Source organism: Pseudomonas sp. PDM22 (assembly GCF_014851965.1).
Taxonomy (GTDB): domain Bacteria; phylum Pseudomonadota; class Gammaproteobacteria; order Pseudomonadales; family Pseudomonadaceae; genus Pseudomonas.
Genome location: NZ_JACVAR010000001.1, coordinates 738,439 through 751,912 on the forward strand (window position 1 = coordinate 738,439; position 13,474 = coordinate 751,912).

At 64.6% G+C, this 13,474-nt stretch carries 8 protein-coding genes; 1 reads left to right on the forward strand and 7 read right to left on the reverse strand.

Translation table 11 applies throughout. The annotated features are described in order from the left end of the window. Positions 1-82 precede the first annotated feature (82 nt). Complete coding sequence (locus tag IB255_RS03650; protein WP_139791468.1) at positions 83-439, reverse strand: CDGSH iron-sulfur domain-containing protein; 357 nt, start codon at positions 437-439, stop codon at positions 83-85. A gap of 80 nt (positions 440-519) precedes the next feature. After that, a complete protein-coding gene (purL, locus tag IB255_RS03655; RefSeq protein ID WP_081515927.1) occupies positions 520-4,416 on the reverse strand; it encodes a phosphoribosylformylglycinamidine synthase in 3,897 nt (1,298 codons plus the stop codon). A 290-nt stretch (positions 4,417-4,706) separates the two neighbouring features. Here purL and mltF point away from each other — a divergent pair, with 290 nt between their 5' ends. Further along, complete coding sequence (gene mltF / locus IB255_RS03660) at positions 4,707-6,185, forward strand: membrane-bound lytic murein transglycosylase MltF (protein ID WP_138215416.1); 1,479 nt, start codon at positions 4,707-4,709, stop codon at positions 6,183-6,185. 152 nt (positions 6,186-6,337) lie between these two features. Here the strand turns inward: mltF and tadA are convergent, their stop codons facing one another. The 5 genes from tadA to guaB form a co-directional block, all read right to left on the reverse strand. Next, a complete protein-coding gene (gene tadA / locus IB255_RS03665) occupies positions 6,338-6,859 on the reverse strand; it encodes a tRNA adenosine(34) deaminase TadA (RefSeq protein ID WP_151188076.1) in 522 nt (173 codons plus the stop codon). Next, entirely contained in the window at positions 6,847-8,250 is a 1,404-nt protein-coding gene (locus IB255_RS03670; protein WP_192209812.1) for a multicopper oxidase family protein, read from the reverse strand. Before IB255_RS03670 ends, tadA begins: the two co-directional genes overlap by 13 nt. Positions 8,251-8,615: 365 nt before the next feature. Beyond that, a complete protein-coding gene (locus IB255_RS03675; RefSeq protein ID WP_081515931.1) occupies positions 8,616-9,743 on the reverse strand; it encodes an acyltransferase family protein in 1,128 nt (375 codons plus the stop codon). Positions 9,744-10,321: 578 nt separating this feature from the next. Further along, positions 10,322-11,899, reverse strand: a complete 1,578-nt coding sequence (gene guaA, locus IB255_RS03680; protein ID WP_151188078.1) for a glutamine-hydrolyzing GMP synthase — start codon at positions 11,897-11,899, stop codon at positions 10,322-10,324. An 82-nt stretch (positions 11,900-11,981) separates the two neighbouring features. Next, the gene (guaB, locus tag IB255_RS03685; protein ID WP_081515933.1) at positions 11,982-13,451 is read right to left on the reverse strand and encodes an IMP dehydrogenase; all 1,470 of its coding nucleotides are present in this window, start codon (positions 13,449-13,451) and stop codon (positions 11,982-11,984) included. Positions 13,452-13,474: the final 23 nt, after the last annotated feature.

The following is a 13,474-nucleotide window of genomic DNA, read 5'->3' on the forward strand; positions in this document are numbered from 1 at the left end:
GCTCCGATCGAAACAGGGACACAGCCGTGACAAAGAGCGCCACGGGTGACAAATCCTGCCACAAATAGTGGCACTTTGCCTCTTATGACTTGCAGGTCATCGTGGAAGTTCGACCGTCCGGTTCCGGGCTTGTTCGCCAGGGAACGGCTTTGTACGAAATCTGTGACGGACTTCGAGCTCTCCGACCGGTGAAGCGCCGCCAGCGCTCTTTCAGACCTGGCGCCGCCGGGGCGTGGGAGCCGTCGCAGAACGGCAAGTTCGCCGACAGTCCGCAACAGCACAGCAACAGATGTCGCTCGCGCCCGACCGTCAGTTCCAGCGAGTCGGTACAACTCGCCGCGGCATCCGGCAGGCTGGCGCACTGCCCGCAGCGGCACAGGTGCAGGACCTGTCCCGGCGTGACTGCGCGAACCTCAGGAAGCCTCTCGTCGTCAGTCAACGCGCCCCTCCTCGATGGCCGGACAAAGAAAAAGGGGAAAGCCGAAGCTTTCCCCTTTCCCGTGTCGCATCAGACCGGACTCAGCCGACCCAGACGCGGGCGTTGCGGAACATGCGCATCCAGCCGCCGTCTTCTTCCCACTCGTCCGGACGCCAGGAGTTCTGCACCGCGCGGAACACACGCTCAGGGTGCGGCATCATGATGGTGACGCGGCCGTCACGGCTGGTCAGGCCGGTGATGCCACGCGGCGAGCCGTTCGGGTTGGCCGGGTAGCTCTCGGTGACCTTGCCCAGGTTGTCGACGAAACGCAGGGCCACGGTGCCGGACAGATCGGACTCCAGCAGCGCCTCCTCGCTCTCGAACTCCGCATGGCCTTCGCCGTGGGCGATGGCGATCGGCATGCGCGAACCGGCCATGCCCTGCAGGAAGATCGACTGCGATTCCTGTACCTGGACCATCGCCACGCGCGCTTCGAACTGCTCGGAACGGTTGCGCACGAAGTGCGGCCAGAACTCGGTGCCGGGGATCAGCTCGTGCAGGTTGGACATCATCTGGCAACCGTTGCACACGCCGAGGGCGAAGCTGTCCTTGCGCTCGAAGAAGGCCTGGAAGCCATCGCGGGCACGGGCGTTGAACAGGATCGACTTGGCCCAGCCTTCGCCGGCGCCCAGTACGTCGCCGTAGGAGAAGCCGCCGCAGGCCACCAGGCCCTTGAACTGCTCCAGGCTGACGCGACCGGAGAGGATATCGCTCATGTGCACGTCGACGGCGGCAAAGCCGGCGCGGTCGAAGGCCGCGGCCATTTCCACCTGACCGTTGACGCCCTGCTCGCGCAGGATGGCGATCTGCGGACGCACGCCTTTCTTGATGTAGGGCGCGGCGATGTTGTCGTTGACGTCGAAGCTCAGTTTCACCGACAGGCCGGGATTGTCTTCTTCCAGCAGGCCGTCGAATTCCTGGTCGGCGCAGTCGGCGTTGTCACGCATGCGCTGGATGCGGTAGCTGGTTTCGCTCCAGATGCGCTGCAGGTTGCGGCGCTGGGCATTGAAGACGCGCTCGCCATTGAAGGACAGCTCGATGTCGGCGCCACTGGCCGGCTGGCCGATGACCGCGACGCAGTCTTCCAGGCCGGCGGCACTGAACTGGGCCAGCACTTCCGGGGTGGCGGCGGAGCGCACCTGAATCACCGCGCCCAGCTCTTCGTTGAACAGGGCGGCAGTCAGCTCGTCACGGCTGTCGGCCAGCGCGTCGAGGTTCAGGTCCAGGCCGCAGTGACCGGCGAAGGCCATTTCGACCACGGTGGCCATCAGGCCGCCGTCGGAACGGTCGTGGTAGGCCAGCAGGTGGCCGTCGGCGTTCAGGCCCTGGATCACGGCGAAGAAGGCTTTCAGGTCTTCGGCGTCGTCGACGTCCGGAGCGGCGCGGCCGATCTGGCCGTTGACCTGGGCGAGGATCGAGCCACCCATGCGGTTCTTGCCGCGGCCGAGGTCGATGACGATCAGGTCGCTCTCACCCTTGTCCAGGCGCAGCTGCGGGGTCAGGGTCTTGCGCACGTCATTGACCGGGGCGAAACCGGAGATGATCAGCGACATCGGCGAGGTGACGCTCTTCTCGGCGTCGCCATCCTGCCAGCGGGTCTTCATGGACATGGAGTCCTTGCCCACCGGGATGGTGATGCCCAGCGCCGGGCACAGCTCCATGCCGACCGCCTTGACGGTGTCATACAGACGCGCGTCCTCGCCCGGGTGGCCGGCAGCGGCCATCCAGTTGGCGGAGAGCTTGATCTCGGAAATCTTGTCGATGCTCGCGGCGGCCAGGTTGGTGATGGTCTCGCCGATCGCCATGCGGCCGGAGGCCGGGGCGTCGATCACGGCCAGCGGAGTACGCTCGCCCATGGCCATGGCTTCACCGGTGTAGACGTCGAAGCTGGTGGCGGTGACGGCGCAATCGGCCACCGGGACCTGCCACGGGCCGACCAGCTGGTCGCGGGCAACCAGGCCGGTGATGGTGCGGTCGCCGATGGTGATCAGGAAGTTCTTGCTGGCCACGGCCGGGTGACGCAGCACGCGCTCGGTGGACTCGGTGAGGTCCAGGCCGGCGGCGGCGAAGTCATCGCCCAGTTCGGCTTCGCGGGTGACCGAACGGTGCATGCGCGGCGGCTTGCCGAGCAGCACTTCGAGCGGCATGTCCACCGGCTTGTTGCCGAAGTGGCTGTCGGCGACGGTCAGCTGCAGCTCTTCGGTGGCTTCGCCGACCACGGCGAACGGGCAGCGCTCGCGCTCGCAGATGGCCTTGAAGGTCTCGAAGTCGGCGGCATCCACCGACATCACGTAGCGTTCCTGCGACTCGTTGCACCAGATTTCCAGCGGGCTCATGCCCGGCTCGTCATTGGGCACGTTGCGCAGTTCGAAGCGGCCGCCACGGCCGCCGTCGTTGATCAGTTCCGGCAGGGCGTTGGAGATGCCGCCCGCGCCCACGTCGTGGATGAACTTGATCGGGTTGTTCTCGCCCATCTGCCAGCAGCGGTCGATGACCTCCTGGCAACGGCGCTCCATTTCCGGGTTCTCGCGCTGCACCGAAGCGAAGTCCAGGTCAGCGGCGGAAGCGCCGGTGGCCATGGAGGAAGCGGCGCCGCCGCCCAGGCCGATCAGCATGGCCGGGCCGCCGAGCACGATCAGCTTGGCGCCGACCGAGATCTCGCCCTTCTGCACGTGGTCTTCGCGGATGTTGCCCAGGCCGCCGGCGATCATGATCGGCTTGTGGTAACCGCGGACTTCCTCACCACGCGGGGTGGCGATGGCCTGCTCGAAGGTACGGAAGTAGCCGGCCAGGTTCGGGCGGCCGAATTCGTTGTTGAACGCGGCGCCGCCCAGCGGGCCTTCGATCATGATGTCCAGCGGGGTGACGATGCGCTCGGGCTTGCCGTAGGGCACTTCCCAGGGCTGCTCGAAACCGGGGATGTTCAGGTTGGAGACGGTGAAGCCGACCAGGCCGGCCTTGGGCTTGGCGCCACGACCGGTTGCGCCTTCGTCGCGGATCTCGCCGCCGGAGCCGGTGGAGGCGCCGGGGAAGGGAGCGATGGCGGTCGGGTGGTTGTGGGTCTCCACCTTCATCAGGATGTGCACCGGCTCTTCGCTGGCGCCGTACTGGCGGGTCTCGGCGTTCGGGTAGAAGCGGCCGGCGACATAGCCCTTCATGACCGCGGCGTTGTCCTTGTAAGCGGACAGCACGCCTTCGCGGTGCATTTCATAGGTGTTCTTGATCATGCCGAACAGGCTCTTGTCCTGAGCCTGGCCGTCGATGTCCCAACTGGCGTTGAAGATCTTGTGGCGGCAGTGTTCGGAGTTGGCCTGGGCGAACATCATCAGCTCGACGTCATGCGGGTTGCGGCCCATCTCGACGAAGCTCTTCACCAGGTAGTCGATCTCGTCGTCGGCCAGGGCCAGGCCCAGCTCGAGGTTGGCCTTCTCCAGCGCGGCGCGACCGCCGGCGAGGATGTCGACCACGGTCAGCGGCTTGGGCTGGGCGTGGCTGAACAGGGCCGAAGCTTCTTCCAGTTGGTTCAGCACCAGCTGGGTCATGCGGTCGTGCAGGCGGGCGGCGACGGCTTGCGCGTCGGCCTCGCTCAGCTCGCCGGTGACGTAGTAGGCGATGCCGCGCTCAAGGCGCTCGATCTTCGCCAGGCCGCAGTTGCGGGCGATGTCAGAGGCCTTGCTCGACCAGGGCGAGATGGTGCCGAAGCGCGGGAGAACCAGGAACAGGCGGCCGGCGGGCTCCTGCACGGGAACGCTCGGACCGTATTTCAGCAGGCGCGCCAGGACTTGTTCTTCCTCGGCGTTGAGGGCTCCGGTGACCTCGGCGAAGTGCGCAAACTCGGCATACAGCCCGGTGACGGCGGGCACATGCTGGGTCAGCAGGTCGAGCAGTTTGCCGTGGCGGAAAGCGGAAAGGGCGGGAGCACCGCGCAGGATCAGCATTGTCGGAACAGCCTCTGGAGACGGGGAAGTGTGTGGGGCCGGACGGGCCGGCCCACAGAGGCCGTGCATTCTACCGTAAAGCGCAGCCCGGCGGCAGCTTTCAAGTACCTTCCTTGCCGCTGCTCCGGCGGAAATCGCCATTCATCTTCGAAGGCCTTCGAGCGGCCTAGGAAAAATCCCGGCCCTGCGGCCTTCAGCTGGAAAAATGCCGACGAACGGTGCCCCAGCTAGCAGAGAAGCTTCGAGCTGTCGAGATATGGCGCACAACGGCCTTTGCGTATACTGCCCTGATGCTTGCCCTGACTGTGTCCCGTGTGCGCTGCACCGCCTGGATCTTGGCGACCTGTATCTTTCTGCTGCTTTCCGGCTGTAGCGAGGCGAAAGCCCCGACGGCCCTTGAGCGCGTGCAGAAGGACGGCGTGCTGCGCGTGATCACCCGCAACAGTCCGGCCACCTACTTCCAGGACCGCAACGGCGATACCGGCTTCGAGTACGAGCTGGCCAAGCGCTTCGCCGACAGCCTGGGCGTGCAGCTGCAGATCGAAACCGCCGACAACATCGACGACCTCTATGACCGCATCGGCCGCGACGGCGGACCGAACCTGGCGGCCGCCGGCCTGACGCCGGGCGGCGAGCGCGATACCCAGGTGCGCTACTCGCACTCCTACCTCGACGTCACCCCACAGGTCGTCTACCGCAACGGCGCGCAGCGTCCTACCCGCCCCGACGACCTGGTAGGCAAGCGCATCGTCGTGTTGAAAGGCAGCAGCCATGCCTCGCAGCTGGCCGAACTGAAGAAGCAGTACCCCAAGCTGGAATACCGCGAATCCGACGCCGACGAGATGGTCGACCTGCTGCGCATGGTTGACGTCGGCGAGATCGACCTGACGCTGGTGGATTCCAACGAACTGGCGATGAACCAGGTGTACTTCCCCAATGTGCGCGTCGCCTTCGACCTCGGCGATGCCAAGGGCCTGGCCTGGGCGCTGCCGGCCGGCGATGACAACAGCCTGATCGAGAAGGTCAACGCCTTCCTCGACAAGGCCAAGCAGGACGGCCTGCTGCAACGCCTGAAGGACCGTTACTACGGCCACGTGGACGTCCTGGGCTATGTCGGTGCCTACACCTTCGCCCAGCACCTGCAGCAGCGCCTGCCCAAGTACGAACCGCACTTCCGCCAGAGCGGCACCAAGCTCGAGGCCGACTGGCGCCTGCTGGCCGCCATCGGCTACCAGGAATCCATGTGGCAGCCCGACGCGACCTCCAAGACCGGCGTGCGCGGCCTGATGATGCTGACCAACCGCACCGCCCAGGCCATGGGTGTGGCCAACCGCCTGGACCCGAAGCAGAGCATCCAGGGCGGCAGCAAGTACTACGTGCAGATCAAGGACGAACTGCCCGACAGCATCAAGGACCCGGACCGCATGTGGTTCGCCCTGGCTGCCTACAACATCGGCGGCGCCCACCTGGACGACGCTCGCAAGATGGCCGAGCAGGAAGGCCTGAACCCGAACAAGTGGCTCGACGTAAAGAAGATGCTGCCGCGCCTGGCGCAGAAGCAGTACTACCGCAAGACGCGCTACGGCTACGCGCGCGGCGGGGAGACCGTGCACTTCGTACAGAACGTGCGCCGCTACTACGACATTCTCACCTGGGTGACCCAGCCACAGATGGAAGGCGGCCAGCTCGCCGAAAGCGGCCTGCACCTGCCGGGCGTGAACAAGACCAAGCCCAACGACGATGACGATGGGCGGGATCAGAAGCTCTGACGCCCCGCGCGGATTGAAATCGGCATTTCCATTGCAGGAGCGGGCCTTGCCCGCGATCGCGAGCATGGCTCGCTCCTACAGGTCAGCTCCGGCGCTTGGCCATTCGTACCGCGACACGGAGATGTTCGCGAGCAAGCTCGCCCCTACGACCTTCAGCTTTTGCTACGCCGCGCCTTGAAGAACGCCGAGAGCATCGCGCTGCACTCCTCCCCCAGCACTCCGCCTTCCACCAGCACCCGGTGGTTCAGGAAGTCCTGCTCGAAGAAGTTACCCCGACTGACCACCACGCCGGACTTCGGCTCGGTGGCACCGAACACCACGCGCTGAATGCGCGAGTGCACCAGCAGGCCGGCGCACATGCTGCAGGGTTCGAGGGTCACGTAGAGCGTACTGCCGGGCAGGCGGTAGTTCTGCGCGGCAGCGGCAGCTTCGCGGATGGCGACCATCTCGGCATGGGCACTGGGATCGTGGGAAGTGATCGGTTGGTTGAAGCCGCGACCGATGACCTGCCCGTCCAGCACCAGCACGGCGCCCACCGGCACTTCGCCCAGCGCCGCGCCCTGCTCGGCCAGCGCCAGGGCCTCGCGCATGAAGGGGATGTCCCGGCTGCGGTCGATGACCGGCGCCAGCCCCTTCACCGTCGGGTGCCCCTTGCTGTTGGTCAGCCGCACCATGCCTCGCCCACCGCGATGGTTCCCATCAGCCCGGTCTCCATGTGATCGATCACGTGGCAGTGGAACATCCACAGGCCGGGGTTATCCGCCACCAGCGCCACGCGTGCCGTCTCATTCTTGCCCAGCAGGTAGGTATCGGTGAAATACGGGATGATCTCCCGACGATCGGAATCCAGCACCTTGAAGGCCATGCCGTGCAGGTGGATCGGGTGCTGGTACTGGGTCATGTTGCGCAGCACGAAGATATAGCTGCTGCCTTCCTTGAGCTTCGCCAGCGGCGGCGAGTTGTGCTTGTGCTCCTCGCCACCCTGCCAGGCCACGCCGTTGATCTGCCACAGCGAAGGCGCCGACTGGCCCTTGGAGTAGTCGGACATGGCGCCGACCCACTCGAACTTGAAGTTGATGGTCTCGGCGTTCTTCAGGTCCGGCTCGGCCACCGGGTTGCGCGGCAGCGGGGCCGGCCACTTGGCGGTCGGCGCTTTCGGGTTGGCCACGCCACGGATGGTCGCCAGGCGTACCGGACCATTGCGCAGCGAGAGCTCCGTGCTTTCCGCCGGGCCACGGATGCCCAGCTCCAGGCGCATGCCCGGACCGATCCAGTACTGGTCGTTGGGGCCCCTGCCGAAGTCGCGCGGCTCCACCGGATGGCCATCGATGGCGTAGATCTTCGCCTCGGCGTCCGGCAGGTTGAGGCGGTAGGTCACGGTGTTGTCGACGTTGAGGATGCGCACCCGGACGATCTCACCGGCCGGCAGCTCGATCACCGGCGTGCGTTCGCCATTGATGGTCGACAGGCGCCCGCGGGTGCCCTCGCGCGCGGCCTCGCGGGGAACGCTGAAGGCGGTGAAGTTGCCCTCTTCGTCCACGTGCCAGGTCTTCAGGTTGAGGATCTTCTCGCTGGTGAACTCGCTCGGCTCGCGCTCGTCGATGATCAGCGGCCCGACCAGGCCACGGCCCAGCTGCTCGCTGCTCATCAGGTGCGGGTGATACCAGTAGCTGCCGGCGTCCGGCGTCTTGAACTGGTAGACGAAGCTCTCGCCCGGCTGCACCGGCGGCTGCGAGATGTAGGGCACGCCGTCCATCTCGATGGGCAGGCGGATGCCGTGCCAGTGGATGGTGGTCGGCTCGTCCAGCTTGTTGGTGAAGCGCACCCGCAGCCAGTCGCCCTGGCGCGCGCGGATTTCCACGCCGGGAGCCTGGCCGCCATAGCCAAGGCCGGGGGTCTTGTGGCCGGGCACCAGCTCCAGGTCGAGCGGCGCGGCGATCAGTTCGTAATCGTGCTCGGCGGCGACTTCCGGGCGCGCCAGCCAGATGCGCGCGCCACCGGCGCCCAGGCCGAGCACGGCCAGGCCGGCGATGCCGCCGAGTACTTGTCTACGGGTAAACGACATGGGTCCAGACTCCTAGAACAAGGGACTTGCGACCCCATCGGCTATCACGGAGGTTGGCGCGTTTCGCGCCTGGCGCCAGGCTCTTGCGGCCGGCTGCACGGTCCTGCCGGCTGAAACGCAAGCAGGAAGCAACTCTGCATGAAGAGGCAAACGCCTCTCATGCGCCAGGTCAAGGACGGGTATTCCCGCCCTCGCCTGTTGCAGAAGGCGGCGAGATTGCCGTCTTCTGCGTTAAGGAAACGTTAAACGTCTCCGATCATTCCCACTCGATGGTCATCGGCACATTTAACTACCTGACACACAGAAATATAAACAGACTGAACGCGATACCAGCAACAGTATCGTCCGCGATGCAATGCTGGCAGTTACCTTGATTGAACCGAAGGCTCCAACGATTGGCTTTGGCGACTACGGGCGAGTAGCCATTTCCCCGCCAATACACTCGGCATCTCCACGAACCTGTACATCAGTGATGACAGCGGCACGGCGATAGTGATGGACAGGAAAGCTACCAACACCTGGCTGGCGAGCGGGTAGGCACGAATCACGTCATGCTCTACATACTGCGTGAGCGCGAGCACAGTGCCGTACATGATCCCGAAGTGCAGCAGGTAGAAGCTGAAGGAGATGCGCCCAAGGAATCGAGCGGCACGGCTATCCAGCCAGCCGAAGCCCGCAACGGGCCGGCTATTGGCAAGGGCAGCGACGAGCAGTGCTGACCCGCATGTCGCCACTGAATGCAGAACGCCGCCAAAGTCCCCCCAGAAGATGGGTGGAATGCAGATCAGCATGAACCCGACTGCCGCGCAGATCGAGAGCAGCGGCGCTGAGAGCCGGCTGACGCTTGGTGCCGCACGTGCCGCAGCAATACCGGCGACGAACATGTAACCGAAGTTGAGAGCATTGGACGATGTCGGGAATGAAATAACTGCCGCCGCCCAGATAGCAGTCAGCAAAACAACGCAGGAGACGGGGAGGCGGCGACTGGCGACATAGACAAGGGGGAAGGCAGCACCGGCGATCATTTCCACCTTCAGGCTCCACGCCGGTGGAATGATCATGTTGTTCTGCAGCATTGCGCTATTCAGCAGGTCCATCCAGCTCACGCGAACGTTGTGCAAGACCGGATACCAACCGTCGATGGCATCAGGGAATAGTCCGAACCCCGCTCTTACCCACAGCAAAGCAGACATGACCACCAGCGCGACAAAAAGCGTCGGCATGATCCGGATGGCTCGACGCGCCACAAAACTGCCCCACGAACCGAGGGAGACGGGCCGATCGCCGATCGACCTCGCCAGCACAAAGCCACTCAGGACAAAGAAGAAATCTACCCAAGGCGTTCCATGCGTCAGCCCGATCAGGATCTTGGAGAGGACCGCTTCAGCGCCGCGCGCCTGCCACACGGGGAGGATGACGGTCAGTTGTTCGAAGATCGGTATCCAGATGAGAGAGTGGAATATGGCGACGCACATAGAAGCGACTCCTCGCATCGCCTCCAATCTCCCGAAAAATTCATTTTTCCGCACTTTATCTCGCCTTATCCCGGCAGGTTCCGATTTTTGCGGCGAGCCTATAGCACGATGATCAATTTTGGAAGTTCTGGGGCATCGGCTTCCAGCTACAGACTTCGGCGCCGGTTGGTCATGCACGAGGATTGTCTGAGAGGACTCAACGATCAGCACATCCTCCTGTCCACAGAAATGGCGCGGGGTCAATTGCAGGCGCCGCCGGAAGTCTGGCCATGTAGGTCACCTCCGTCGCCCTACTCGCCGCAGCGCTCCCAACTAGCGCCTGACCTCACCAGCACGAGCGGAGTCCTTTCTAGCCTCACCTGTGCGTGCCAACCAGGCATTTGCTTCGCATCTCTGCACGAAGTTCGGCCACGCCTCCGAGATCGCCCGAACACCACAATACCGAGAGCGCTGCTATTGCCCCTGATGGCCTGAGGAGAGCGCGAAGCCGATACCGTCAAAGATATCTGCGTTTCTGTCGAAAACTGAAAATACAGAACCCGCGACAGTGCGCGGGTTCTGGAATAACACTCAACCACTAGGCAGAGTGGGCTGGATCATTCCCACTCGATGGTGGCTGGCGGCTTGCTCGATACGTCGTAGGTGACGCGGGAGATGCCTTCGATCTCGTTGATGATGCGGTTCGAGACCTTCTCCAGCAGCTCGTAAGGCAGGTGCGCCCAGCGAGCGGTCATGAAGTCGATGGTTTCCACCGCGCGCAGGGCGACAACCCAGGCGTAGCGACGGCCATCACCGACCACGCCGACGGATTTCACCGGCTGGAACACCACGAAGGCCTGGCTGGTCTTGTGGTACCAGTCGAAGTTGCGCAGCTCTTCGATGAAGATGTGGTCCGCGCGACGCAGCAGGTCGGCGTATTCCTTCTTCACTTCGCCGAGGATGCGCACGCCCAGGCCCGGGCCCGGGAACGGGTGGCGATAGACCATGTCGTAGGGCAGGCCCAGCTCCAGGCCGATCTTGCGGACTTCGTCCTTGAACAGCTCGCGCAGCGGCTCGACCAGTTCGAACTGCATGTCTTCGGGCAGGCCGCCGACGTTGTGGTGCGACTTGATCACGTGGGCCTTGCCAGTCTTGGCGCCGGCCGACTCGATCACGTCGGGGTAGATGGTGCCCTGGGCGAGGAACTTCACGTCCTGCAGCTTGGTGGCTTCCTGATCGAAGACTTCGATGAAGCTGCCGCCAATGATCTTGCGCTTCTGCTCCGGATCGCTGACACCAGTCAGGCGGCCGAGGAACAGCTCTTCGGCGTTGGCGCGGATCACCTTGACGCCCATGTTCTCGGCGAACATGGCCATCACCTGGTCACCTTCGTGCAGGCGCAGCAGGCCGTTGTCGACAAAGACGCAGGTCAGCTGGTCGCCGATGGCCTTGTGCAGCAGGGCCGCGACCACCGAGGAGTCGACACCGCCGGACAGGCCGAGCAGCACCTTGGAGTTGCCGACCTGGGCGCGAACGGTGGCGATGGCATCGTTGACGATGTTCGACGGAGTCCACAGGGCTTCGCAGCCGCAGATGTCCAGCACGAAGCGGGAGAGGATGCGGCCGCCCTGCTTGGTGTGGGTCACTTCCGGGTGGAACTGCACGCCGTAGTAGCCGCGGGCATCGTCGGCCATGGCGGCGATCGGGCAGCTCGGGGTGCTGGCGAGGATGTGGAAGCCGGCCGGGATTTCGGTGACCTTGTCGCCGTGGCTCATCCACACGTCGAGGCCGAATACGCCGTCTTCACTGACGCAATCTTCGATGCCGTCCAGCAGGCGGGCCTTGCCGACCACGTCGACGCGGGCGTAGCCGAACTCGCGCAGGTCAGAGCCCAGTACCTTGCCGCCCATCTGCTCGGCCATGGTCTGCATGCCGTAGCAGATGCCGAACAGCGGCACCTTCAGGTCGAACACGGCCTGCGGCGCGCGCGGGCTGTTGGCTTCGTGCACCGACTCCGGGCCGCCGGCCAGGATGATGCCGCGCGGGGCGAAGGCGCGAACGTCGTCGTCGCTCATGTCGAACGGATGGATTTCGCAGTACACGCCGATCTCGCGGACGCGGCGGGCGATCAGCTGGGTGTACTGGGAGCCGAAGTCGAGGATCAGGATCCGGTGAGCGTGAATGTCTTGGGCCATGGCCATCTCTCGTAGCGAAATTCTTAAACGACACGGGGCTGTATCAACCAGCCCCGTGTCCGACTCATTTACCGAAGAACCCTCAACCTACGCGGTAGTTCGGGGCTTCCTTGGTGATCTGTACATCGTGGACGTGGGACTCGGCCATGCCGGCGCCGGTGATGCGCACGAACTGCGGCTTGGTGCGCATGTCCTGAATATCGGCGCTGCCGGTGTAGCCCATGGCGGCACGCAGGCCACCCATCAGCTGGTGGACGATGGCGGTCAGTTGGCCTTTATAGGGCACGCGGCCCTCGATGCCTTCGGGTACCAGCTTCTCGGCGCCAGCAGAGGCGTCCTGGAAGTAGCGGTCGGAGGAACCGGTGGAGCCGGCCATGGCGCCCAGCGAGCCCATGCCACGGTAAGACTTGTAGGAGCGGCCCTGGAACAGTTCGATCTCGCCCGGAGCTTCTTCGGTACCGGCGAACATCGAACCCATCATCACGCAGTAGGCGCCAGCCACCATGGCCTTGGCCAGGTCGCCGGAGAAGCGGATGCCGCCGTCGGCGATCAGCGGAACGCCGGTGCCTTCCAGGGCTGCGGCGACGTTGGCGATGGCGGAGATCTGCGGTACACCGACGCCAGCGACGATACGGGTGGTGCAGATGGAGCCCGGGCCGATGCCGACTTTCACGGCGTCGGCGCCGGCGTCAGCCAGTGCCTTGGCGGCTTCGCCGGTGGCGATGTTGCCGCCGATGACCTGTACCTGCGGGAAGGTTTCCTTCACCCAGCGCACGCGGTCGATCACGCCTTTGGAGTGGCCGTGGGCGGTGTCGACGACAACGACGTCAACGCCGGCGGCAACCAGGGCGGAAACGCGCTCGCCAGTGTCGGCGCCGGTGCCGACGGCTGCGCCGACGCGCAGGCGGCCTTCGTCGTCCTTGGAAGCCAGCGGGTAGGTCTTGGCCTTCTCGATGTCACGGAAGGTCACCAGGCCGGTCAGGCGGAACTTCTCGTCGACCACCAGCATCTTCTCGATGCGGTTCTCGTAGAGAGCGGCCTTGATCTCTTCCAGGGCCGTGCCTTCGCGGGCGGTGACCAGCTTTTCCTTCGGGGTCATGATCGCGGACACGCTGTCGCCGACGTTCGGCTTCACGCGCAGGTCGCGACCGGTGACGATACCGACCAGCTCACCCTCTTCCACCACCGGGAAGCCGGAGAAGCCGTATTCGCGGGCGATCTGCAGCAGCTCGATGATCTTGGTCGACGGGGTCACGGTGACCGGGTCGCGAACGATGGCGGTCTCGTGCTTCTTGACCTTGCGGACCTCGGCGGCCTGCTGCTCGATGCTCATGTTCTTGTGGATGATGCCGATGCCGCCTTCCTGGGCCATGGCGATGGCCAGGCGGGCTTCGGTCACGGTATCCATCGCGGCGGACACCAGCGGGATGTTCAGTTCGATGCCACGGGTCAGGCGAGTCTTGAGACTCACGTCCTTGGGCAGGACTTCCGAATAACCTGGAATCAGGAGGACGTCGTCGAAAGTGAGGGCTTCTTGGCTGATGCGCAGCATGGCGGGGGCTCCCGATCGGGAAA

Bases quoted from the DNA above. Each gene is read 5' to 3' on its own strand.
- purL (WP_081515927.1), bottom strand. From the start codon at position 4,416: ATGCTGATCCTGCGCGGTGCTCCCGCCCTTTCCGCTTTCCGCCACGGC.
- IB255_RS03670 (WP_192209812.1), bottom strand. From the start codon at position 8,250: ATGTCGTTTACCCGTAGACAAGTACTCGGCGGCATCGCCGGCCTGGCC.
- tadA (WP_151188076.1), bottom strand. From the start codon at position 6,859: ATGGTGCGGCTGACCAACAGCAAGGGGCACCCGACGGTGAAGGGGCTG.
- guaA (WP_151188078.1), bottom strand. From the start codon at position 11,899: ATGGCCCAAGACATTCACGCTCACCGGATCCTGATCCTCGACTTCGGC.
- guaB (WP_081515933.1), bottom strand. From the start codon at position 13,451: ATGCTGCGCATCAGCCAAGAAGCCCTCACTTTCGACGACGTCCTCCTG.
- IB255_RS03675 (WP_081515931.1), bottom strand. From the start codon at position 9,743: ATGCGAGGAGTCGCTTCTATGTGCGTCGCCATATTCCACTCTCTCATC.
- mltF (WP_138215416.1), top strand. From the start codon at position 4,707: ATGCTTGCCCTGACTGTGTCCCGTGTGCGCTGCACCGCCTGGATCTTG.